At 38.3% G+C, this 21,480-nt stretch carries 19 protein-coding genes; 2 read left to right on the top strand and 17 right to left on the bottom strand.

All coding sequences use genetic code 11. From position 1 onward, the window contains the following. Positions 1 to 38 precede the first annotated feature (38 nt). From BUB93_RS06025 to BUB93_RS05990, 8 genes are all read right to left on the bottom strand, one after another. A complete protein-coding gene (locus BUB93_RS06025; RefSeq protein ID WP_073270190.1) occupies positions 39 to 824 on the bottom strand; it encodes a class I SAM-dependent methyltransferase in 786 nt (261 codons plus the stop codon). Positions 825 to 1,093: 269 nt separating this feature from the next. Then, positions 1,094 to 1,558 (bottom strand): pyridoxamine 5'-phosphate oxidase family protein, encoded by a 465-nt coding sequence (locus BUB93_RS06020; RefSeq protein WP_073270189.1) that lies wholly within the window; start codon positions 1,556 to 1,558, stop codon positions 1,094 to 1,096. A gap of 28 nt (positions 1,559 to 1,586) precedes the next feature. Further along, positions 1,587 to 3,824 (bottom strand): DMSO/selenate family reductase complex A subunit, encoded by a 2,238-nt coding sequence (locus tag BUB93_RS06015; protein WP_073270188.1) that lies wholly within the window; start codon positions 3,822 to 3,824, stop codon positions 1,587 to 1,589. A 27-nt stretch (positions 3,825 to 3,851) separates the two neighbouring features. Beyond that, the gene (locus BUB93_RS06010; RefSeq protein ID WP_073270187.1) at positions 3,852 to 4,307 is read right to left on the bottom strand and encodes a DUF3795 domain-containing protein; all 456 of its coding nucleotides are present in this window, start codon (positions 4,305 to 4,307) and stop codon (positions 3,852 to 3,854) included. Between the two features lie 44 nt (positions 4,308 to 4,351). Beyond that, a complete protein-coding gene (locus tag BUB93_RS06005) occupies positions 4,352 to 5,182 on the bottom strand; it encodes a prenyltransferase (protein ID WP_073270186.1) in 831 nt (276 codons plus the stop codon). Positions 5,183 to 5,205: 23 nt separating this feature from the next. After that, positions 5,206 to 5,607 carry a GNAT family N-acetyltransferase gene (locus BUB93_RS06000; protein ID WP_073270185.1) on the bottom strand — a complete coding sequence of 134 codons (402 nt, stop codon included), beginning with the start codon at positions 5,605 to 5,607 and terminating at the stop codon, positions 5,206 to 5,208. A gap of 76 nt (positions 5,608 to 5,683) precedes the next feature. Then, the gene (locus tag BUB93_RS05995) at positions 5,684 to 6,538 is read right to left on the bottom strand and encodes a metallophosphoesterase (RefSeq protein ID WP_242945393.1); all 855 of its coding nucleotides are present in this window, start codon (positions 6,536 to 6,538) and stop codon (positions 5,684 to 5,686) included. 562 nt (positions 6,539 to 7,100) lie between these two features. Then, complete coding sequence (locus tag BUB93_RS05990; RefSeq protein WP_073270184.1) at positions 7,101 to 8,999, bottom strand: serine hydrolase domain-containing protein; 1,899 nt, start codon at positions 8,997 to 8,999, stop codon at positions 7,101 to 7,103. Between the two features lie 739 nt (positions 9,000 to 9,738). Here BUB93_RS05990 and BUB93_RS05985 point away from each other — a divergent pair. Continuing rightward, positions 9,739 to 10,554: a Cof-type HAD-IIB family hydrolase gene (locus BUB93_RS05985; RefSeq protein WP_073270183.1), complete on the top strand. Its 816-nt coding sequence runs from the start codon at positions 9,739 to 9,741 to the stop codon at positions 10,552 to 10,554. A 192-nt stretch (positions 10,555 to 10,746) separates the two neighbouring features. On the opposite strand, the gene BUB93_RS05980 is transcribed toward BUB93_RS05985, so the two are convergent. Then, positions 10,747 to 11,613, bottom strand: a complete 867-nt coding sequence (locus BUB93_RS05980) for a LysR family transcriptional regulator (RefSeq protein WP_073270182.1) — start codon at positions 11,611 to 11,613, stop codon at positions 10,747 to 10,749. Between the two features lie 116 nt (positions 11,614 to 11,729). On the opposite strand from BUB93_RS05980, the gene BUB93_RS05975 reads away from it, so the two are divergent. Next, on the top strand, positions 11,730 to 12,632 hold the full coding sequence (locus tag BUB93_RS05975; RefSeq protein WP_073270181.1) for a DMT family transporter: 903 nt from the start codon (positions 11,730 to 11,732) through the stop codon (positions 12,630 to 12,632). A 381-nt stretch (positions 12,633 to 13,013) separates the two neighbouring features. Here the strand turns inward: BUB93_RS05975 and BUB93_RS11560 are convergent, their stop codons facing one another. From BUB93_RS11560 to BUB93_RS05930, 8 genes are all read right to left on the bottom strand, one after another. Next, entirely contained in the window at positions 13,014 to 13,205 is a 192-nt protein-coding gene (locus tag BUB93_RS11560) for a class I SAM-dependent methyltransferase (protein ID WP_143159071.1), read from the bottom strand. Between the two features lie 79 nt (positions 13,206 to 13,284). Continuing rightward, positions 13,285 to 13,536, bottom strand: coding sequence for a hypothetical protein (locus tag BUB93_RS05970; protein ID WP_073270180.1), 252 nt, complete (start codon positions 13,534 to 13,536; stop codon positions 13,285 to 13,287). A 212-nt stretch (positions 13,537 to 13,748) separates the two neighbouring features. Continuing rightward, positions 13,749 to 14,600: a sensor domain-containing diguanylate cyclase gene (locus tag BUB93_RS11425; RefSeq protein WP_073270179.1), complete on the bottom strand. Its 852-nt coding sequence runs from the start codon at positions 14,598 to 14,600 to the stop codon at positions 13,749 to 13,751. A gap of 243 nt (positions 14,601 to 14,843) precedes the next feature. Beyond that, a complete protein-coding gene (locus BUB93_RS05960; protein WP_200789438.1) occupies positions 14,844 to 15,152 on the bottom strand; it encodes an HD-GYP domain-containing protein in 309 nt (102 codons plus the stop codon). Positions 15,153 to 15,562: 410 nt separating this feature from the next. Continuing rightward, complete coding sequence (locus BUB93_RS05955) at positions 15,563 to 16,360, bottom strand: MBL fold metallo-hydrolase (RefSeq protein ID WP_073270178.1); 798 nt, start codon at positions 16,358 to 16,360, stop codon at positions 15,563 to 15,565. A 632-nt stretch (positions 16,361 to 16,992) separates the two neighbouring features. Next, complete coding sequence (locus BUB93_RS05950) at positions 16,993 to 17,784, bottom strand: alpha/beta fold hydrolase (RefSeq protein WP_073270177.1); 792 nt, start codon at positions 17,782 to 17,784, stop codon at positions 16,993 to 16,995. A gap of 1,344 nt (positions 17,785 to 19,128) precedes the next feature. Next, complete coding sequence (locus BUB93_RS05935; RefSeq protein WP_084117028.1) at positions 19,129 to 20,217, bottom strand: hypothetical protein; 1,089 nt, start codon at positions 20,215 to 20,217, stop codon at positions 19,129 to 19,131. A 182-nt stretch (positions 20,218 to 20,399) separates the two neighbouring features. Then, entirely contained in the window at positions 20,400 to 21,125 is a 726-nt protein-coding gene (locus BUB93_RS05930; RefSeq protein ID WP_073270173.1) for a CPBP family intramembrane glutamic endopeptidase, read from the bottom strand. Between the last annotated feature and the right edge of the window lie 355 nt (positions 21,126 to 21,480).

The following is a 21,480-nucleotide window of genomic DNA, read 5'->3' as shown; positions in this document are numbered from 1 at the left end:
ATTATAGCATACGAGTACAGCTTTTGCAAGGGCATTTCTTAATTTTCTTGATGCTTTTGTGCACAAAGCATAAACATGGGAGTTGATTTGTATCTGATTTTTTCTTTTTCTTCCCACACCTTATCACCGATATTTTCATCTACCTTAAGTACGCTCATTCCGCAACTTTCCAAGGCGCCCATATCCCAATCCGGTCTTTGAACTTTTGATAAAGGAAGATTATAGGCAATTTTTTCCATGTTGACGCCAATGGTCCTGCTTGGACAATCATCAGGATACAGTCTGTCGGCTTCCTGCTGACACTTTCTGTATTCTTCTTTAAGCTTTTCATCAAAAAGATACAAATACCAGTTGGCGTCGTAATAAAGTATCCTCCCGTCATTTGCTAGAACTCTGCTCCACTCCTTTAGGGCGGCTCGAGGGCTTTCCAGATTCCAAACTACATTTCTCGATACGACAAGATCGAACTCTTCATCCACAAAAGGCAGCTGGTGGGCATTTGCCTTATCAAACCTGACGTCAGCTCCATAAACCTTGGCGTTCTCTTTTGCTTTTTCCAGCATACCCTCTGTACAATCAACCGCCGTAACATCGTGACCCTCCAAAGCCAAATTTATGGCAAAGAAGCCCGGCCCTGTGCCTACATCCAGAATTTTCAGCTTATCCTTACGAGGTGCGTTTTCTAATATGATTTTTTTCCAGACATCTCGTTTGAAAGAATGTAGTTCTGCGATATTCTGCTTGGAATAACTGTCAGATCTTTTGTTCCAATAATCTTTAACATCTTTTAATACTCCTATGTCAGTGCTTTTTTTTATGCTCATCTTTCCACCTCTTTTGATTTTGTCGCCGATATCATAAACATGGGGTTGGTCATGTGCGTCAGCTTGTTTTATTAATTAAAAACAATAAAAAAAGGTTCGCTTAATAAAGCAAACCTTCATAGTTTATCGTTTTTTGATTTATCCTTCTTTGATTCAACTATCCCTCAAGTCTTCATGACTCAAATTATTTTCCAATTTGATTATATTGTTTAAGCTCTCTCAAGTCAACACAAACGCAAAGAACTTTGCTTTTTCAAGTTAAGAAAGTCTTATTTCCTTGCTTTTCCTGACATGTGATCGATTTTGATTTTATATACTTTTATTTTATCCTTGGCTTCTTTTATATACCCGATTCCCTTGTCTATTTTTTCTGGAGAATACTTCTCTACAAGTTTGATCATAATTTCCGTTTTTTCATTTTCATCAACCTGAGCTGCCCTACCGAAAACAACTATGCTTTCGTAGCTTCTGCTGAACCGATTTTCCACGACTGCAGTCTTACCGACAATGCTGAAGCACACTTTATCGTTATAGTCCAAATTATCAATTTTATGTCCCTCCAGCGCGGAGTGAAAGTAAATTTTATCATCTAAATAAATATAATTTAAGGCGATTGAGTATGGATACCCATCTTCCCCAGTCATTGCAAGAAAGCCGTACTCTGACTCATTAAGTAACTTTTTACATTCAGACAGCGGCATCTGCCTTTCTTTTTTTCTCATTTCTCTAAACATAATCCTCTCCTTCTGCTCCAAAACAAACTTAACCCCTTCTACTGCTTTGGATGCTTACTTCCACAAGATTTGAATGTTGGGGGTTGCCCTTGGCCAGGGGAGTAGGTTTGCTCGTAGTCAAAACATTTATAGACCCTGCCTTGTCACAGCTCTCTCCATCAGGTTTGTACCATGCACCTTGGGGCATCGCTACCACGCCTTGTATTATTTTATCTGTCACAAAGGCTTCTATATTGATTTTTCCTCTATCATTGTAAACCTCCACCATATCACCGTCGCAAATACCCCTTTTCTTTGCATCCACTATGCTAATCCACAGTCTTTGAGCCTCAAGTTTTGCCATTTTCTCGTTGCTTTCATGGGTCGAGTGAGTCCGTCTCTTGGTGTGCCATCCTATCAGTTGCAGCGGGTAAATGTCTTTTTTATCGTCACCTATCCCCTCGAATCCTTTAGTGTACTTAGGTATCGCCGGGATTTCATCAGGCTTGTTCATATCGTAAAGTCTCTTGGAAAATATCTCTATCTTGCCTGACGGCGTAGGAAATGGGCAATTGTCCGGATCTTCTATCTGTCTTGAAAATGCTATGAAGGTTTTATTATTCTTGTATTTATATCCTCCATTTTTTACAAATACATTAAATTGCGGAAGCTCTTTTTCTCTTTCTCTTAATTCTTCGTAGATATACTCAAGATAATCAGTCAAGCTTTTGCCTCCCATTGAGAACTTTTCTAAAAGCCCCAACTTTTTCGCCAAGTCACATAACCAGTCGTACTCGAACCTGGACTCATGCATAGGATCTATAGCTTTGTTGTTGTATAGGATAAAATCGCCATACATCCAGGGCCTGGTGATATTCTCGTTTTCAAACATTGATGTTCCCGGAAGGAGTATATCCGCAAACTTGGCACTCGGGGTCATAAAAAGATCTGAGCACAGGATGAATTCACAAAGGGATTCGTCTTTAAGTATTTTTATTGTTCTATTGATGTCTGAGTGTTGGTTCACTAAAATATTCCCTGCGAGATTTATAATCATTTTGATATCTGAATCGAGCTTTTCCACTCCTTTCAGTCCGTCGTCAGGGGCAGTCATCTTCGTGCCTCTAATGATTCCATCAGTCCACAAAAAAACTGGTATCTTTCCGGAATATGGGTTTTTGGCTTGAGGGAAGGCAGGTTTTTCGTGTCCTTCGATAGAACCTTTGCCTCCTGCCCAGCCTCCCGCCACCCCTACGTTTCCGGTCATGCAGGCGATCAGCGTGGAGCTTCTTGCTGCCTGTTCTCCGTTTGAATGCCTTTGTGGACCCCAGCCCTGTATAAAGGCTGCCGGCTTAGACGATGCGTATTCTATAGCAAGCAGCTCTATCTTTTTGGCATCGATTCCTGTAATAGCTTCCGCCCACAAGGGTGTTTTGGGTATGCCATCTTTCTTGCCTGTAATATAAGCTTCATAGCTCTCGCCGCTCTTAATGCCTTGTGGCATATGTTCCTCGTCAAAGCCTATGCAAAATTTGTTTAAAAACTCTTTGTCATGAAGCTCTTTTGTATATAAGACATAAGCCATGGCATCGATCAGGGCACTGTCAGTACCTGGTTTTATTCCTATCCATTCATCTGCAATCGATTTTGCAGTATCCGAAAACCTGGGATCTATCGCTATTATCTTGACCCCTGCTTTCTTCGCCTCTTTTAAATGCCATAGAAAGTCACCAAATCTAGTCTCTGCCGGATTGTGTCCAGACAGTATTATAAGTTTAGATTTTTTAAGTTCTGTGAGTGAATTTCCGGTAATCTCAGTACCATATGTATAGGGCGTAGCTATAGTGGTACATGCATCGGAGTAGGAGTTGTAGTAATCCAAAAAACCGCCATCTAATGCCAATAAATGCTTTACAAGGGCATAACCTCTCATCACCCCCATATTTCCTGTGGAGTAGTTTACATATCTTGACCCCATGCCGTATTTCTCTCTTATTCTAATCCATTCATCTGCAATGATTTTTATGGCATCATTCCAGGAAATCCTCTCGAATTTTCCTTCGCCTCTTTTCCCAACTCTTTTCATGGGGTATCTTAATCGTTTATCACTTAAAAAAGTTTCTGAATAATTAATGCCTCTTGGACAAGCTGTCAACGAAACCTCATCTCCCACCTCACATGGCTTTTCAGTTTCAATTTTAACTACTTGACCATTTTTGACACAAGCCTTGATAATGCATCTTCCTCCACAATTATTTGTACCTGAAGTTAGAACCCACTTTTCCATGTTTATATCTCCGATTCCGTTTTATATTTATCTGACCTCAACTTCTCCCCAGCGATACCTTTTGTTTTGCTGTAGTTTTTTCAAATCACAGGACAAACAGAGCCCGTTGTGGCAGCATATAGCACCACCGCATCTTTGACATTTCCATATTTCTTCTTGTCTCTTCAAAAAAGCATCCATTCCATTTTCTTTAATGTATTGAAGGTTTTCAATCATGCTCATATGATATTTAGTTCGATACCTTTTATCTAAAGCCTTTAGTCGTTTGCACGGGAATTTATCGCATTTATAGCAGAACCTCACCGCCCCTGTCCTTAAAAGCTCGCAGGAGTCACCCATATGCGTGCAGTTTTCACCTCTGGGTATGCAGCCCCGGCAGTATTTTCTATTGAATCCCTTCTTTTTAAGTTCCAACGTCATCGCCTGAAAGCTTATGCATAGCCTGCAGTTCATTCCACATGGCGCTATAAGGTCTTTTTTCATAATTCGATCCTCCTCTATAATGACCCGACTTCATCATATTTATGTCAACGCAGGTTTCGTTTTATCTCTAGATAGTGCCGTGTCCCTAAATCACTTGGCTCTCCTTTTTTACAAAACGAGAACGTTGCCAACTTGGGATTTACTCGCTCTACAACAATTTTCCCATCTTGCACCTTTGATTCCAAGATGTTCAGTGCCTCTATAAACCTTGTATCTTCTTTGGCTCTATCATAATAAGAAAGGACATATACATAATAAAACAGGTTGTATGTTTCAAAGGGATACTCCACTTGCATAAAAAGAGTTCCTATCCCGTAATGGCAAGGACCTATGGGCAGTCGAACAGTCCAGTGATCAAGCAGAAATCCCACTGCTTTATCTAAATCTGAATTTCGGTTAAGATGCCTTGTAAATCGAAATGCGTTTAAAGCTGTCAGAGTAGGACCCGGATTTGAATAATCGGTTTCGGGGCCTTTCCCGTAACTGAATTTTTTGCACCTCCATCCTCCATCGCTGTGTTGAATATCCATCAGGTGATTGAATGATTTTTCCAGCCTCTCGTCACCTGCATACCCTAAATTGCACAAGACGTTCAAAGCATTTATTGTGTGGCAAGGATATATCGCTCCCTTTGGGGAAAGTTTAAACCTTCCGTCTTCCCGCAGGCAGCTAAAAATAAGCTCCGCAACATCCAGCAGAATATCATCAGATGACTTAACTCCAAGCTCCCGGAGCAGCAAAGCGCTTGACAGAGTGGAAAACGTTCCGCCTTTTCCCAACCTTTTATCAGGGGTAGTCCAATAATCCCATCCGTTATGGTATCTCTTTGAAATTATTCCTTCGATGTCAGAATTATATTGGCGCTGAACAACCATCTTTTCTTGCCTCCAAACTCGACTTATTCGATTGGCCTTTTCCTTACTTCAAATATGGATCCTTCACGCCTATAACCCTGTTTTTCGTAGTATCCGTCCACATCCGACATAACATAAACTATCTTGTCTGGATAATCCAAGTAAATGCTCTCCATCAGCTTTCGCCCAATATTCTTGCCTCTGTGATTTCTGTCTACCAATAGATCGCAGACGTATATGTAGAACCCACAGTCATCTATGGATCTTGAATATCCACATAAAATACCCTCTTGGTATGCAACGTAAGTTATCGAAGCATTCAAAGCCTTTCTATACTTTTCTGCAACATCCTCCCCAGTATAACACTCCCACTCTTCACCCTCGCTAGCAATCAACCTCATCAATCTCTCTTCATCCTGCTCTTTTATATATTTTCTTATTTCCATTTAATCAGCTCCTTGGGCTTTTACAATCTTAGTGGTGAAAGTCATGGTCACAAAAACAGACCGCTATTTCTGATTATCAATTACTTAGTCTCACAACCACCAGCTCAGGTCTATTGTTGATGCGCATGGGAATTATGCTGCTACCCATTCCTCTACTGACTATCATTTTTGTTTTTCCATCTTTTATAATTCCTGAAGTGTATTTAGGCAGGTAACCCTGATTCGGAGCTATAACCCCTCCAATAAAAGGTATTCTGAATTGGCCTCCATGTGCATGACCTGCCAGAACCAAATCCAGTCCGGCTGAAACATACACTTGAAAAAGTTCCGGGCGATGAGATAAGAGTATAGAGTAAGAATCCTTATCATAAGAAATGCTTCTTATATCATTGGCAACGGTTTCACCCTCTCCCACATAAACAGATATGTCAGTAAAAGATGGATCTGCTACTCCCATCAAGGATATAATCTCGTCGTTATGAAAAATCTCTTCGATCTGCCCATCCATAATATGTGCTCCTGCAATTTCAAGCCTTTGCTTCAGCTCATCATAATCTTCAATTCGGGCTTCATGATTACCTGTTACATAATAAACCGGAGCTACCTTTGCCGCCTCTTTTATAAATATCATAGCCATATCTATATCGGTGCTTCTCGAATCCACAAGATCCCCGGTTACTGCAATTATATGGGGTTTGACTATAGCTATTTTAGATATCAGGTTTCGTTGTCCATATCCAAACTTCTGGTTATGCAAGTCGGATACATGGGCTATCGTGAAACCAGATAAATTATCACTTATTCTTGGGCTTTTTACCTTATAGGTCGTAATTTGTATAGCTCGATTGCTCCAGAAAACCCAGGCTAAAAAGGCTATTATTGCGATCAAATTGCCAATAATCCTTACATTGTTTTTCTTCTTTATTATCAATCCTGACCCTCCTTCACGAATTCTAAAACCACTATCATACAAATGCAATCCGTCAATCGCAATTATAGTTTTCCCAGTCATAATTTTTAAAATCCGCTTCAACGACAATATGCTCCTCTTCTTTGTTATCGAAGCGTTTACTGATGCTGATTCATTTATCCGATAAACAGTTTATATCCATAAAAATAATTGCTTAATCAAGTCAGCCTACAAACATACAAATTAACTCTCACACCTACGGTAACTGCTCTAACTTCTGAAATACAGTCATTCATCTCTGCTACGCATTTTCCCCTGCATTTTTGATGAAATGAAAGCAACCTCCACCTTCAATCCATTATACAATCTTGAGGTTCTTCATTTCTAAAACAAGGCAGTATTTGGCTAACACTAAAAATATGAACACATTATACAATTCAACAAATTATAATATTCTGCGTATTGGATTTGCTATACACACTAGTCATTGTGATATATTTTATCATCAATATTGATACTTTTCAGCCTTTCGGTAAACTTAGTGCTGTTATTTAGGATAAGAGCAAGCCAACGTCTCTAAATGCTAAATAAACATCTTAAGAAATTGCCAGTTGATAAGAACTGCAATTAAAGCAACCAATATACCGACTGTAACCAACAGCAATACTTTTTGAGCTTTTGAAAGCCCTAAAGCCTGCCATCTTCTCACTAATAGTATCAGCAGCAATGCAGTCGACGCCACCAAAGAATTGTTAAGTAAAATATGAATACGCATCTCGGAAAATGAACGGTAGTTGTTGTATAACATGCGCATTGCCAGTAGAGCATTGTTTATAATCAACCCTGTACCGCACAACATCATAAATGTGACAATCTTAGACGTCTCGTCATACTTAAACCCTCTCTTTTTTTGCCAAAGCCTCCTTACAAGCAGCGCTATAGGGGCAATAACAAAGTATGATGTGCTGATCACTGCAACAGCTAAAAAGGTCAGCAACCATGGCATTGTACGCCCTCCCGGCAAAGGCAAAAAGTCTCCCGACAATCGTTGCACTTTACCATTTGCTGCTTCAAAGTATATCGTCCTAAAATGATAATCGAATATTGCACCTTGTGACTCTGTACGCTCAAACACATAAGGCCTGGTTTGTACCAGTGTAGATGTTTGGCCAGCCATACTCAGCTGAATTTTATTTGGCTCCAACGCTTCGACTTTCAGCAAGTTAAGATAACCATAAATCTCTAAAAACCCATTATGCATCCTGCGAGCCGCTATATATGTACCTTCCACTTCTTTGACATCAGGCAGATCATCCCCGCCTACGGGCAAGCTTTTAATGCGTTTACCAATAAGCTCTTCAGTCAATCCCGAGGTAATATCCATTTCGCTATTTACATTAGTTAGTATTACCACTCCGAAGCGTTCCTCAGGCACTATATTAATTTGCGAAGAAAAGGCAGCGGTATTTCCCCCATGTCCAACACCCCTTTTTTCACCGTCCCACTCAATAAAACCGTAGGCGAATCCTGTGAGCTGAGGCCCCATGGCGTGGCTTTGTGAAAGCATACTATCCAATGTCGCCCTTTTATTAAACAATGGGCTCTTTTGTCCTCCTGCCGGCATTAATGCTATGGCAAACCGCGCCAGATCCTCAGCGGTCCCATTTACTGAGCCCACAGGATAAATGGGGATATAGCTCCAATGCCCTGGCACAAATACCCCATTTCCCTTTCTATAGTAGCCATTTGCTTTGCTTTCCAAGAGAATATCCCTGTCTTCGAGAGTTGGATGGGCAGAAGTTTGGTCCATGTCCAAAGTGAGGAATATTGTCTCCATAAGATATTGGTAAAAATCCTGCCCAATAATTTGCTCCGCTATGTATGCTGCCAGGCCCACGGCATAATTTGAATAAGCGCTTATTTTTCCGGGTCTATAAACTTGCATAGGTTGTGATTTTCTTAAAGTCTGCTCCATAGTTGGCCGATTTTTATTTGAATTTAGCAATACGACGTCAAATAAAAAATCTTCAAAGCCTGTGGTGTGGTTCATAATATTTATCATAGTAATAGGCTCATCATATTTTATTTTTTTCAGGAAATCTGCGGGCAAATAATCTCGTATGTCTGCTTGAAGATCGATTTTTCCTTCTTCTGAAAGTCGCATCATCGTGGTATAAACAAAGAGCTTGCTTACAGAGCCATATTCAAAGACTGTATCTCTTGGATCTACTAAGATTCCACTTTCTATATTGGCATAACCATACCCCTTGGAGAAGATGATTTCACCATCTTTGACTAGTACCACCGCTGCTCCTGGTGATGTTTTGCCAATATATTCAGACATGTAATCATCAATAAATTCCTCTAATTCTATAATGGGTATCCCTGAAGGTGTTTTCCCTCCATCATTTGCCAACGTGCTTTCAGACCAAGAAAAAATCAAAACAATACTTAAGAACAATACACAATATTTTCTTAACATCGATAATCGACCTCCCAAAAAGATCCAAAATATTCAGCTGTTTCTAATAACCGCACGCCATATTTTTTTAAATAAAGGTGCGTTTTGAAGCAGTATTCTCTCTTTCAGATAATTGACAATACGTACCAATCTTCATCACGCCAAGCTTATCTCGAATTCAATATCTGCCTCTGCGTCAAAAATAATTCCTATGCTTTGATTAGTTCTCACACTCTGCTCCGTAGCAAAGCATCCATGGTTATAAACAAATTGATTCCCTTCATACAAAAATATGAAAAAATTCTTGTGTTAAATTGTTAAAGTTAACTGAACTTTAGCCTTTCATCCATATATCAAAAAAACCTCGAATATGCACTCGCGGTTGCTAGTTACTTGCATAAATACTCTTAATGCAAATTATAAGATATCACCCCGTGTTTATCAATATAAACCCAGGTTATATTAAAAAGCCGACTCAGAACATTGAACTTGGAAGCCGGAGCCTGCCCAATCAGTCGTTTATATTAAAATCTCGCAAATACCCTTGGGTCAAAGACAAACATCTAAATTCGTCATCTGCACACACGCTTACAAAACAACGTAATTCCTGAGATTCCTCGCTTTTCTGGAAATGATGGATTTTGGTGGATTAGTTTTTCTAAAGTGCACTAGTAAAGCAGGTCCTCTGCAGTAAGCTTCTTATGATATAATGGAAATGGTAGATTAAGTCTAGATAAAAAAGGAGGCATAAGTATAAACTATGAAATATAAAATGATAGCAATAGACATGGATGGTACTTTGCTTGATAATAATCAATTAATTTCAGATGAAAACATTGAAGCTCTTCACGCTGCAAAAAACAATGGATATAAAATAGTTTTTGCCACCGGAAGAGTCCTAGAATCTGCCATGGCTTATTCTGCTGCAATAAATCTAGATAATGATTATGTCTGTTGCATGGGTGCTATAATGAAGTACTCCAATGTCATCAAAAAACATGCCATGAATAAGGATTTAATAATAAAGTACGCTGATTTATGCCAAGCGAATGGGGCAAATTATGGAATTGTAACTGACGATAATATTTATTATTTTAATAATGATCAATTTTATTATAACTATTATTCCGATAATAAAATGATAATGTACAAAAACATCTTATCAAAAAGTACTTTTAGTGATATCCATGAAATAGAAAACAAACTAGAATCTTCATCTGTACTGAAGATGGAGCTATACGAAACCGGAAATGATGTCCTATCAAAAATTTGGCCTAAACTAGACCATGATTTAATGTGCATAGTGCGGGCAAATTATTTGTGCATCGAAATCGTTAGCCCATATGCAAACAAAGGTTCAGGCCTTTCTCTTATAGCTAACCATTACGGTTTAGGGTGCGAAGAGATAATTGCAATAGGGGACAGCGATAATGATATTCCTATGTTTGAAGTCTCCGGCTTATCTGTTTCCATGGAAAATTCTCCTGACGATATAAAATCAATCACTCACTATACGACTGATTCAAACGACAATGCCGGTGTTGCTAAAATTTTAAAAAAACTAAAAATTATCTAAAAACGCTATACTGTCTCCATAGCGGTCTGCATCCAATCAAATTTCGCGAGCTCATTTCCATAGGCAGACTATGCATGAACTGCAAAGTTGTTGCAGAAATATATGCCCCATTTTAAATGGGGCTATTTCAGAATCAAGAACGAATGATTGTTACACCTTAAAAGTAGACCAACTTTCCAAGACGCCTCGACTTTATCTATATTGAAGATAGTCCATGAATTTCTTTACAGCCAATGATGCGGTCTTTTTATCTTTTAAAGCAAGTCCAATACTTCGGTAGGCTGGTACATCTAGTTCTTTAGCAATGATTCTGTATGGTATCCGTTTAAGTATTAGCTGAGGCAATATGCTGATTCCGAGTCCGCTTTCCACCATTGACATAATTGCATAATCATCCCAAGTCGTAAAATGAGCTCTAGGAATTAATCCGTTTCTCTCAAATATTTCAGAAATTTCAGCTTTCGCTCCTTTTTCCAGTAACATAAACGGATAATCACTAAGTGAGGACACCGGGAATTTGTCACACTCTACCAATGGATGGTTTTCTGGTAAAATTACAAGTAGTGCATCCTGTTCTAAAAATATCGTCTCCATGTCTGGGTGCGTTGGTAATCTTAGAAAGCCACAGTCAACACGACCTTCCTGAATCCACGCCTCAATTTCTGTATAGTCGCCAAGAAGTAATTCATAATCAATATTGGGATAGTCTTTTTGGAACTCCTTAATGATATTCGGAAGCCAATGGGTGGCTACACTGGAAAAAGTACCAATACGTATAAGTCCTGATTGCAGACCGTTCAATTCATCCACCTGCATATGTAACTTTTGATATTCTTCATATACGCTTTTTGCATAGGGCAAAATCTTAAGACCGTCTGAAGTCAATCGCACTCCTGTCCGGTTCCTCTCCAATAAAGAAATTTCCCATTCTTTTTCTAAATCATTAATCATTCGGCTTATACCAGATTGAGAATAAGATAATGCCTCAGCTGCTTTTGTGAAGCTACCGTATTCCACTGTTTTAATAAAGGCCATGTATTTTTGAATATTCATATCCATTTCGTACACCTCTTATATCTGTTTTTATCATTTATTCTATGCGATATATTTGCTTTTGTAATTCATGGACTTATGATACATTAAATATATGAATTTTTCAATATGGAGGTGTTTAGATGGTGAGACAAAATAATATCATAACATATTATTCGAAATATATGCTTGCACTGATGCTATTTGGGTCAAATGGCATCGTTGCAAGTCAAATATCACTCACAAGCTATGAAATTGTATTTTTACGTACATTAATAGGTAGTATATTGCTCCTTGTATTGTTCAAATCAGCCAACAATAAAATAGAAATGCCTAAAAATAAACAACACCTCTTCTATCTTGTTGTATCAGGATTTGCAATGGGAGTAAGCTGGATGTTCCTTTATGAAGCTTATCAGCAAATCGGTGTCAGTATCGCATCCCTTGCATATTATTGTGGCCCGGTAATTGTCATGGTTCTTTCCCCGTTACTGTTCAAGGAAAAGTTCACCCTGCCCAAAGTTGCAGGATTTGTTGCTATCCTTTTCGGGATTCTACTCATAAACATACAAGCGATTCACGATGGGAAGACAGCCTGGGGACTATTTTGTGGAGTTATGTCTGCCACCATGTATGCATTTATGGTGATCTTTAATAAAAAAGCCCATACCATAACAGGAATGAGAAATTCAATGTTTCAGCTAACTATCAGTTTTTTTACAGTAGCCATTTTTTTAGGCCTTCAGCAGGGTTTTGCCATCAACATCTCTCGAGGTGATTGGCTTCCGATATTCATACTAGGGTTCATCAATACCGGGATTGGATGTTACCTGTATTTTTCTTCAATTGGTAATTTGCCCGTACAAACGGTCGCTATCTTCGGCTACATAGAGCCTCTTTCGGCTGTTGCTTTTTCTGTATTGTTTTTAGGAGAAATACTGCAGCCAATCCAATTTCTTGGCTCATTATTGGTTATCGGTGGTGCAATATTTGCAGAAGGAATACTCAAACAAAAAAATCCAATTAACAATACTACGCAATATTAGACTCATCCGAATACTGGAGCAGGCTTTTTTATCGACAACCTACTTTCTCAACTCCCGACCCTTTCATAAAAGCATCTATTCTGCTCTTTACACCCCTGATGACAATTAACTCGCTCTATACGGGGTCTTGTACCCCTTGGACAAGTTTCCGCAGAGCAAAAAAATGTTTTCAGCTTTCATTTGTTAAGCCAAAATCACGGTAAGGCTTATATCAAGCCTTACCCAGCACAGGTCTTTATTTTCTTGGCATCGACACTACAGTCTTAATTTGGAACAATAGCATTAGATTGATGCCTGGACTATGTTTTATCTATTTTTCGTTCGCAAGAATAAGTCGCTAGTATTCTCAAGGATATTCCCGTCCTGGGAAACATATCCATCTTATAAAGATGGATGATGTGTATTGTAGTCATAGATAATTACTTTGCTTATGCTAACACGGCTCATTTTAACGTACATTTGTTTTCTTTCGTTTTTTTGCAATCCATGGGCCACATAGGAGGCGATCGACAGATCAAATGTCTTGTTTTCAAACGGCAGCGGCTTAAGTACATTCGCTTGAATGAATGTGATTGTTTTGTTCTTTGGTTATCTTAGGGAACCAGTCATGTTCAAGCTTTTTAGCTTTGCGTGGCTGGCTTACTCCTTTGTATTACATTTCCTTCCCCGTCTTGTCAGCCATCCTCAATGCAAGTCTGACTCCTAAGACTGTCAAAACAAGGGCACCGATTATTGCTCCAACATATGCGGCCAACTCATATCCTTCAATACCGGTATGTTCATAGATATCGAGACCACCTAAAAAAGTTCCACCCACAACTAAGCCAAGGTAACCACCAGCAAAAGCTCCAACCACGAAACCAATAAAACCACCGATGATACCCGGCAACAGTTTTCGTTTCATCGGTAACCAACTCCTTTTTATTAAATTATATCATATCATGTCGGGCTTCATAGCTTTTCAGCAGGAGTATTCTTTTTGCATTAATAGTGGTAAAAAGGGTTTTGCATTCATCTCCAGTGAAACCTAATCTTAAAAAGTTCTCAAATATCCAACCTACTCCCTCAACCACTACAGTTTCACAAAGCATTCACTCTGCTCTGCACATAAAAGTCTTATTTGTTTTTCTTGTTTTCATACATCATTTTGTCAGCCACATTTATCATTTCGTCAGGACTATTTTCATCAGTTAACTCGCATAGACCTACACTAATCGAAATCTCAATTTCATTATGATCAATCTTAAAAACCATTTTTTTCAATGAATTTGCAATTCTGTCAACGATTTTTTTTGCTTCTTCAACTGTTGTATTGGGGAAAATAATTACAAACTCATCACCACCATATCGACCGAACAAATCATTTTGACGAACCGTATCTTTGACAACAGATGCGAACATTTTAAGTGCAGAATCACCGCCTAAATGACCGTACATATCATTTATAGATTTAAACTTATCTATATCCATCATGGCTACTGATAATTTACTTCCGGTCCGCTTTGCGGATTCAAATTCATAGTCAAAAAGGCTCATCAAATACTGACGGCTAAAAATTTCTGTCAGACCGTCTTTTTGAGCCATTTCTTTTAACATCAATCCTTCTACTCTTTCGGTTACATCCAGACAACTTCCTATAAAACCTGTAAATTCGCCGTTCTCATCAATAGTCGGTACACCTATGTCATTAATCCATCTCCATTCACCGTCGTGACGAAGTAGTCGGTATTCCATTTCAAATCGGGTTCTTTTGCTAAAGTTTCCCAAATAAATTTTAACGCATCTCTCAAAGTCATCAGGATGTACTCCTTCTGACCATCCATCACCATATTCTTGTTCTAAAGTTCGTCCTGTAAAATCAAGCCATGTTTTATTAAAATAATAACACTTGGCATCAAGACCTGATCTCCATATCAAGTTAGGCGCTGACTCGACAATGACTTTGTACTCATTTAAGCTTAAAGACAAGAAAAACACCCCTTTCAGTCACTAAAATCTATATTAAGAAGTTGTTGAATCAGCCACGGTGTGTAAAAGAAAATCCCAGAGCCTATTTCTCGTAAAACTTCAGTTCCAGAGGCTAGGTGTTTAAGTGTCAAACGCGATTTTCTATGCACCTATATTATTTTACCATTCTTTGTCCTGCAACACCTGTCATCTCGATATTTCATGTATAGCAAGCGTCTCTTAATCATATTAGCTATTCTAGATCTAGCCATCTATTTCTAACTTGAGAAACACTTCCACCACCTGGGGATCAAAATGCTTGCCACTTTGTTCTCTAATGTATTCAAGAGTTTCTTCCTTGGACCAGGCCTTGGGATAAGGACGATCACTTGTCAGGGCATCGTAAACATCTATTACGGCAAAGATACGGGCCTCCAGGGGTATTCCCTCACCCTTAAGCCCCCGAAAGAAGTAATCAGGGACACTTCTCAACTTAAATCTGCTACAACTTAATATTCCCAACATTAAATTTTTCATTGCATCAATGCTATAAATATATAACAACTTCTTCAATAATATACATTCGTCTTGAGATAAGGTATTTGAAAATGATAGGAGCGTTCCCAAGGTAAGACACGTATAGCTTCTTGAACTGTTCTGTGAAAAATTCCAGTGCAGCACACTTACCCATGCCACACACCTCTATACCCCAGAGGATCTGACATGTCCAAGTTCATTCACGGTGTCGTCTGGTATTCCCAGTATTACAATTAAAAATACATAAGACGAGGCATTTATTCCGAGGCAGGTTCTTAAGAAGGGCAGTCTTTTATGATGTGTATAATCTGGCGGCATCAGCATGTATCCACAATAATTCTAATGATATTCCTGATTCCATGGATGCCGTGCATACCGGCCCTTATTTATCTTACGGCATCTGCCTTGGCAACCTGGTCTTCGTCTTGGCTGACCCGGATATTATCCTATATTTCGATTGACTCGTTTTTCCTTAAAATAACACAATCGACTCCCAGCTTTTTCACCTCATCATAAAAATACTTCTCATTAGCGGGATTTGCATTCTTTTTATGTAAACCAGCGCAGTTATAGTGGCAGGGAATAACGAGTCTTGGCTTAATAATTTCAGCAACTTCTAATGCTTCCTTTTCATCCATTGTGTTATGTACTCTTCCTCCACCTATTGGAATCATCAAAACATCTGGTGAGCTGATCGTCTTCCATTCATCTCTATGAATAAGAGTGTCTCCTAAATTGACGATCACTTTTTTATCCATCCGAATTTCAAATCCGATAGAACCCCATCCGATTCTTTTATTTGGACCAGGTTGCAAAGTTTTAGAAAATGGGCCTAACTTAATTTTTAATGGTCCATGAACGGTTTTGATTCCAGTTATTTCAATACCATCTACAATTAAAGTTTCAAAATGAGCAATGGTATAGAGGTTTTTTATTTCTGTAGTAAATGCGAGCCCTCTAGCTCTTGGTCCTAACAGCAAACGTTTAGCGTTTATTTCTTGTACCATTGTTTCATTGCAAATAACAGGTGCACCTGATTTCTCTGCTATCCTGTCTACATGCCAGTAATGATCAGGATCGCCATGTGTTACGAGAATATGAGTTATGGCAGCCCATTGCGATTGTGGGATTAGGCTCTTCAGCCATCCTTTAAAGAGATAAAAATCGCCACCAGGATCGATAAGTACTTTTTTGACGCCGGATTTAATTAAAAAAGTATTATATCCATAAAATGTTATTCTCATTTCCTCACACCTGTCATTTATATTGGAACAACTGTGCATAGCTTTATTGCGAGCCACTGTTTCTGATTAGGCCATCTTGCCTTTTAGCTCTATGATCTGTATTTGCTTCACTATCTCTTACTACTTTTTTAATTTTACTACATCGCTGCGGCGCGACTTCTCAATCTATACTGCCGTAAACAGAGGTTTTTCGCATTGTTACTACGACTAACTAACATTCAAATAAATAGCTCTAATGGTATTTAGGCTATACGCAATGTTTTATAACATCCAACCTGTCTTTTCAATCCTCCTAAAGACAGGCGCTATCTAGGCTGTCAACTCAACCGAGCACCTCCGGCAAAACAGTCTTGAGAAAAACTCAACGTCTGCAAACCTCTTGTTTATGGGCATTTACAGCTCTTCTGTTTATCCGCTCTCGACAGCAGTACAACCGTCTCAACGTGTTTGAGTTGATGGCATTGATGTCAGAAAGGGATTTTTGCCCCGTCGTATGGGGGAACATATCGACCGGTTTTTCGCTGTTTTTTGAGAAATGGTTGTATGGGGGAACTTGTCGAAGAAAAATTATCGCGTTCAAAACCCAAACTCTCTTGTTTATGGTTAATCGGGTATATGTCGATAATTTGAGATTAAATATGTCTAAGGTTAGTAATAAAAGATAAAATTGCTTTGTTAACTTCCTCTGGATTATCTTGATTTGTAATGTGATGGGCATTTTTGATCATAACAATCTCACTATTTGGAGTATTGGCATGCCATCTTTGGTGCATTTTTTTAACCGCACCAAATTCACGGTCCCCATATATAATAAGCATGGGTTGCTTAAGGAGCTCGGGTATTCCTGTAACCCAATCCCTTATCATCTCTTTGAATAAGTGACCTAATGTTTTCTTTCCAATATGATAAACTCCTTCTTCTAAGTATACCAATGTATGAGGGGTAATTGTTTTATGTTTGGCAAAAGATTTTGCCAATCGCTTTTCAGACTGAATCTTTGTTGCGATTACGAAAAAAGGTTTTAGGATATTAAGGAATGCCGATCTTTTTGGGTATAATGATTGGCCGCTAATTTGAATCATAGCTACTACTCTTGCCGGATGTTTAGAGGCTGCGTGTTGGGACACGAAACTGCCAAAGGATAGGCCCACTAGTATTGCTTTATCTATTTTTAGATCATCTAAAAGCTCCATAAGAAAATCTGCTGCAGTTGCAGAAAGATGTAACCTATCATCGATTGCTGATGATTTGCCATGATAGGGCATATCCCATATAATTACTCGATATTTATCCTTCAATGCCTCTATCTGTTCCTTGAAAGTCCTATGATCCATTGTTACTCCATGGTTGAAAACTATCGCTGGAGCATTCTCTGGTCCATGAACCTCATAATAAATTTTACCTAACTTATTCTCATAATACAAAGTAATACCTCCTCGAATTCTACAAGGGTTCCCGGAATAATTTCTCTTATTGGTTTAGTATTAACTGCCTCACAAAAAAACGATTTTCTCTATACATAAAGGCACTTAATGAAGCTCCTAGTCTATCTAATACACCGTGCCAGTGATCATTATTTTTCTTCATTAATAATTACGTATAATCTAATCATCATTAGATGATGATTTAATTAATTCCTTTCTCCCAGGTTCTCTGGGTGTCTATTTCCATCTTTGATATATTTATAAAAGCATTGTGGATCTGTATTTCATATTTTACAGCTTTGACTGTTCGGAGGTGACTCAGACCACAGCTTTTCGTCTATTACTGTTAATCAGTTTGTTAACGCTTGACGTTTGTATTTACGTGATTACACAGCCGAATTCTCTGTGGAAGACAGCAGTGCTAAATTTATCAAATTAGGAGGTATTTCTCTATGTCAATGTACTTTGAAGGATTTTACCATGCTTATTCCTTAAAGTCATTAACACGTTTACGAGATAAATTAATTCGTCAGCGTTCTTTTTATCTTGTAAAGATAACTAATGTCCTTGATCATACTTTTCCTGAATTCAAGCCGTTCTTTCATGAGCGATTATCAAAGACTGCTCTTTGCTCTTCATCTTTTTAATGCGTAAACGAGCTAAAATATTTTTTTATCCAGAATATAATCGTCTCTTTTCATTAAAACTAATGTGAGGATAAATAATGGTAAGAACAGAAAAAAGTATCGACGATTAGCCAAGTTGCATATGAACTTAGTGACCAGATATTTGCCAAAAATGGCACTGTCCATTTCATGTGAAGCCAAAATAAAAGTCCTGGTATTAAAAATAGAAGCAATGCATTAATCATGCTTATGCGCTTGATTGAGTTTTCCATCGACAACACCTGCATAAGCACTAGGGACGGTTCCTATTGCTTTCTAAATTTCAATATGTTGATTTCAACTTCAGGTGAATAAGATGCCAAGATTAGCCATAAAAGTTAGTTCACAAGCTGTTACCATATTATACAGTGCAAAGCGTCAGGAACCGTCCCCTGTGCTTTTCATTCTTGAGTCAAGAGCCCGTTTTGTATGTGTAGGTTTGGAATAAAACTTGATATTCGCCAGTGGTAGCCACCACCGATTTGTTTTGGGAAAATATACTCTCTTTTTACTCCCTTTTCTTGAGTTAAGACTTTAGCTCCGGTTATTGCTAGCAGTAGCAGCAAGGAGGCCAGAGCATAATAACGAAGGCTCCAATCAATTATAGGCAAGACGTCAATGTATTCCATAGAAGCATCGGAACGAAATAGATTGTTATGCCCTTTACGCCCAAGCTCACTTAGATTCTTTTCCACCCCGACTGCATATATTGATTTCCACTTTCTTTTTCTCGAATATTCGCTGTCCATTCATATGTGGTAGGCCATTTCTTAAATATTTTAGCTACTGTGTACAGAAATAGAAGTGAAAACTTACTATAGCATGGTTTCCACCCACTTGAAGGTATAATTATGACCTTTGTTTCACCATTCTTTTTCTCAATGGTATAGTGTCCAACTATGAGTCCTGTGGAAGGATGCCCTTCAATCTTAAATCTTCCCTTCAATATAATATTTTCATCTAAAGTTTTAATATCAGGAAAAGCCTTATTAAAAAGTAATGTAACAGGGTAAGTTTTATTATTTCGGGTAATACTTTTTATAGCAGGTTGATTATTATTCCACTCCATTTCAAAATCATATTCTCCACAACTTATCTGCTTTTGTTGGAGTTTCACTTCTAAAGGTTTTAATTCAGCATCAGTAGCAGGGTTAAGGGTGACGATTAGCGGGTTTGGGCTGTAGCGTGAATAAAGCAACTTTGCTCCATCTATTGGTAAAGGCAATTCATCAGGTTTATGCTCTTTGCCAGCTATGCTTATCTCAACTTCAGTATGCTTTTTTCGCACAAAATAAAAATCATGTAAAAGTACCAAAGGCAGTGCTGAAGGGTTTTCGGCTACATCACCCATAGGAGCAAGCAACCCAAAGGGCTTGCGTCTTTTAGGATTATTTTCTTTGATTTTAATTATTACAACTCTATCACTAATGTCTTTAAATCGATAATATACCTGTGCTCCAAAATCATTGACTTCATAAGATGCTTCAGAAAATTCCTCTTCAACCATATTGACCAATCCCTTGCCAACGTTGTCATATCCTCTTGGGTCGGGGTTTAAGCTTGACTGATGATAGACATCTACCTTACCATCCGTCCTCCACCCGATGACTAAATGGCCTTTTCCGTTTTTATCATCATTGAATACTTGAGGCTCAAAAGCAACATAAACTGTATCTGGATCTTTTTCAAAATTCACCAGTAATAACCGTTCCATTGGATCGATATTAATCTCAAAAGGGTTAATTATATAATCTGTTTTCTGTCTCACAACCTCACTCCTTGGAATAGATTTTTAGTTCTATTGTGCCATAATTTGATGTAGTTTATTGGCTAAAGTGTTGTTTTTAGCATATTGTCACACTCGGATAAATTATATCGTTCTATCAATATGCTCGAACCATAATTCATAGCATGAGGTAAGATTTTCTGACCATTTTCAACAGGTGTCCTTTAGCGGGACAGAATAAATGTAGCAATAATAGTAAGACCCACCATCACAATGTTACTAATACTGTGCATCATCATCGGATAATACATACTCTTAGATTTTTCATAACAATCGCCATAAAAGAGTCCCAGTACGGTTGCCATGACTACTTGGAACGGATTATAAACAACTGCGAAGGGTGCAAAAGAAAAGCTCATGTGTGCCAATCCAAAAATAACTGCAGCAATGATATTGGCTGCACTGGCTTTTCCATTAAACCCTCGATTCTTTATGACAATTCCCAGCATTGTAATCGCAAACGCTCTAAAGATAAGTTCCTCTGACGGGCCTGATAATAAAAGCTGAAAACTTAGTTGCCCTATGATATTGCTCGCCGTTAAGGGATAGGGGAATTGTTGAAATGAGCTGGTAAGAATCGTCAATAAATGTGACACAAATGAGCCTGCGCAGAAAATAACTGTAAAGGATAAAACATATTTCTTGCCGACTTCTTTGTTGCCCCAGCCAAAACCATATTCAAGCGGCTTAAAAATATTTAAAACTACAATAAAAATGACAAAAATCAGGGCTTGAAACATATGTCTTACTGATATCCAGGCATATGCGCCGTCCGGATCAGTTGCTTGATAATCAAACAAGTTTGCAATCATGCCAGATAACCTAGGAACGCCTAAAAGAATCAAGCTTAGAAATAAAACCCATAAAATACTTTTTAATACTTTGTTCATCACATGTTCCTCCAGTCCACTTTTATCATTTGGACGTTAAATCATTTAAAGGCATTAGTTGCTAATGACTGCGATATTGGTCAGCTTAACATATCGATATTAAAAGACTTCATTTTTTATATCTAACCAACACTACTTCTCTCTATTTTTCTTCCATCTGAAGTATAAAAACAATGCCAAAAAACCCCCTGCAATCGCACTCGCATATTCCATTTTTTCACTGACCTCCTTTGTTGCAGATTAAATATATTCAATCCGTGCTTTTTTCACAAACTCTTTGTCTTGTGCTGAAAGAAGAGTTCAAGTAATACTTGCCACCTATTTCCCCTTATGAGCTCCACAAATCGATTTTGCC

The sequence above is a fragment of the Alkalibacter saccharofermentans DSM 14828 genome, assembly GCF_900128885.1.
Classification (GTDB): domain Bacteria; phylum Bacillota; class Clostridia; order Eubacteriales; family Alkalibacteraceae; genus Alkalibacter; species Alkalibacter saccharofermentans.
Note: the sequence above shows the minus strand (reverse complement) of the source record. Positions and strands in the feature narration are given on the sequence as shown.

Bases quoted from the DNA above. Each gene is read 5' to 3' on its own strand.
- BUB93_RS06025 (WP_073270190.1), bottom strand. From the start codon at position 824: ATGAGCATAAAAAAAAGCACTGACATAGGAGTATTAAAAGATGTTAAA.
- BUB93_RS06020 (WP_073270189.1), bottom strand. From the start codon at position 1,558: ATGTTTAGAGAAATGAGAAAAAAAGAAAGGCAGATGCCGCTGTCTGAA.
- BUB93_RS06015 (WP_073270188.1), bottom strand. From the start codon at position 3,824: ATGGAAAAGTGGGTTCTAACTTCAGGTACAAATAATTGTGGAGGAAGA.
- BUB93_RS06010 (WP_073270187.1), bottom strand. From the start codon at position 4,307: ATGAAAAAAGACCTTATAGCGCCATGTGGAATGAACTGCAGGCTATGC.
- BUB93_RS06005 (WP_073270186.1), bottom strand. From the start codon at position 5,182: ATGGTTGTTCAGCGCCAATATAATTCTGACATCGAAGGAATAATTTCA.
- BUB93_RS06000 (WP_073270185.1), bottom strand. From the start codon at position 5,607: ATGGAAATAAGAAAATATATAAAAGAGCAGGATGAAGAGAGATTGATG.
- BUB93_RS05990 (WP_073270184.1), bottom strand. From the start codon at position 8,999: ATGTTAAGAAAATATTGTGTATTGTTCTTAAGTATTGTTTTGATTTTT.
- BUB93_RS05985 (WP_073270183.1), top strand. From the start codon at position 9,739: ATGAAATATAAAATGATAGCAATAGACATGGATGGTACTTTGCTTGAT.
- BUB93_RS05980 (WP_073270182.1), bottom strand. From the start codon at position 11,613: ATGGATATGAATATTCAAAAATACATGGCCTTTATTAAAACAGTGGAA.
- BUB93_RS05975 (WP_073270181.1), top strand. From the start codon at position 11,730: ATGGTGAGACAAAATAATATCATAACATATTATTCGAAATATATGCTT.
- BUB93_RS05970 (WP_073270180.1), bottom strand. From the start codon at position 13,536: ATGAAACGAAAACTGTTGCCGGGTATCATCGGTGGTTTTATTGGTTTC.
- BUB93_RS05955 (WP_073270178.1), bottom strand. From the start codon at position 16,360: ATGAGAATAACATTTTATGGATATAATACTTTTTTAATTAAATCCGGC.
- BUB93_RS05930 (WP_073270173.1), bottom strand. From the start codon at position 21,125: ATGAACAAAGTATTAAAAAGTATTTTATGGGTTTTATTTCTAAGCTTG.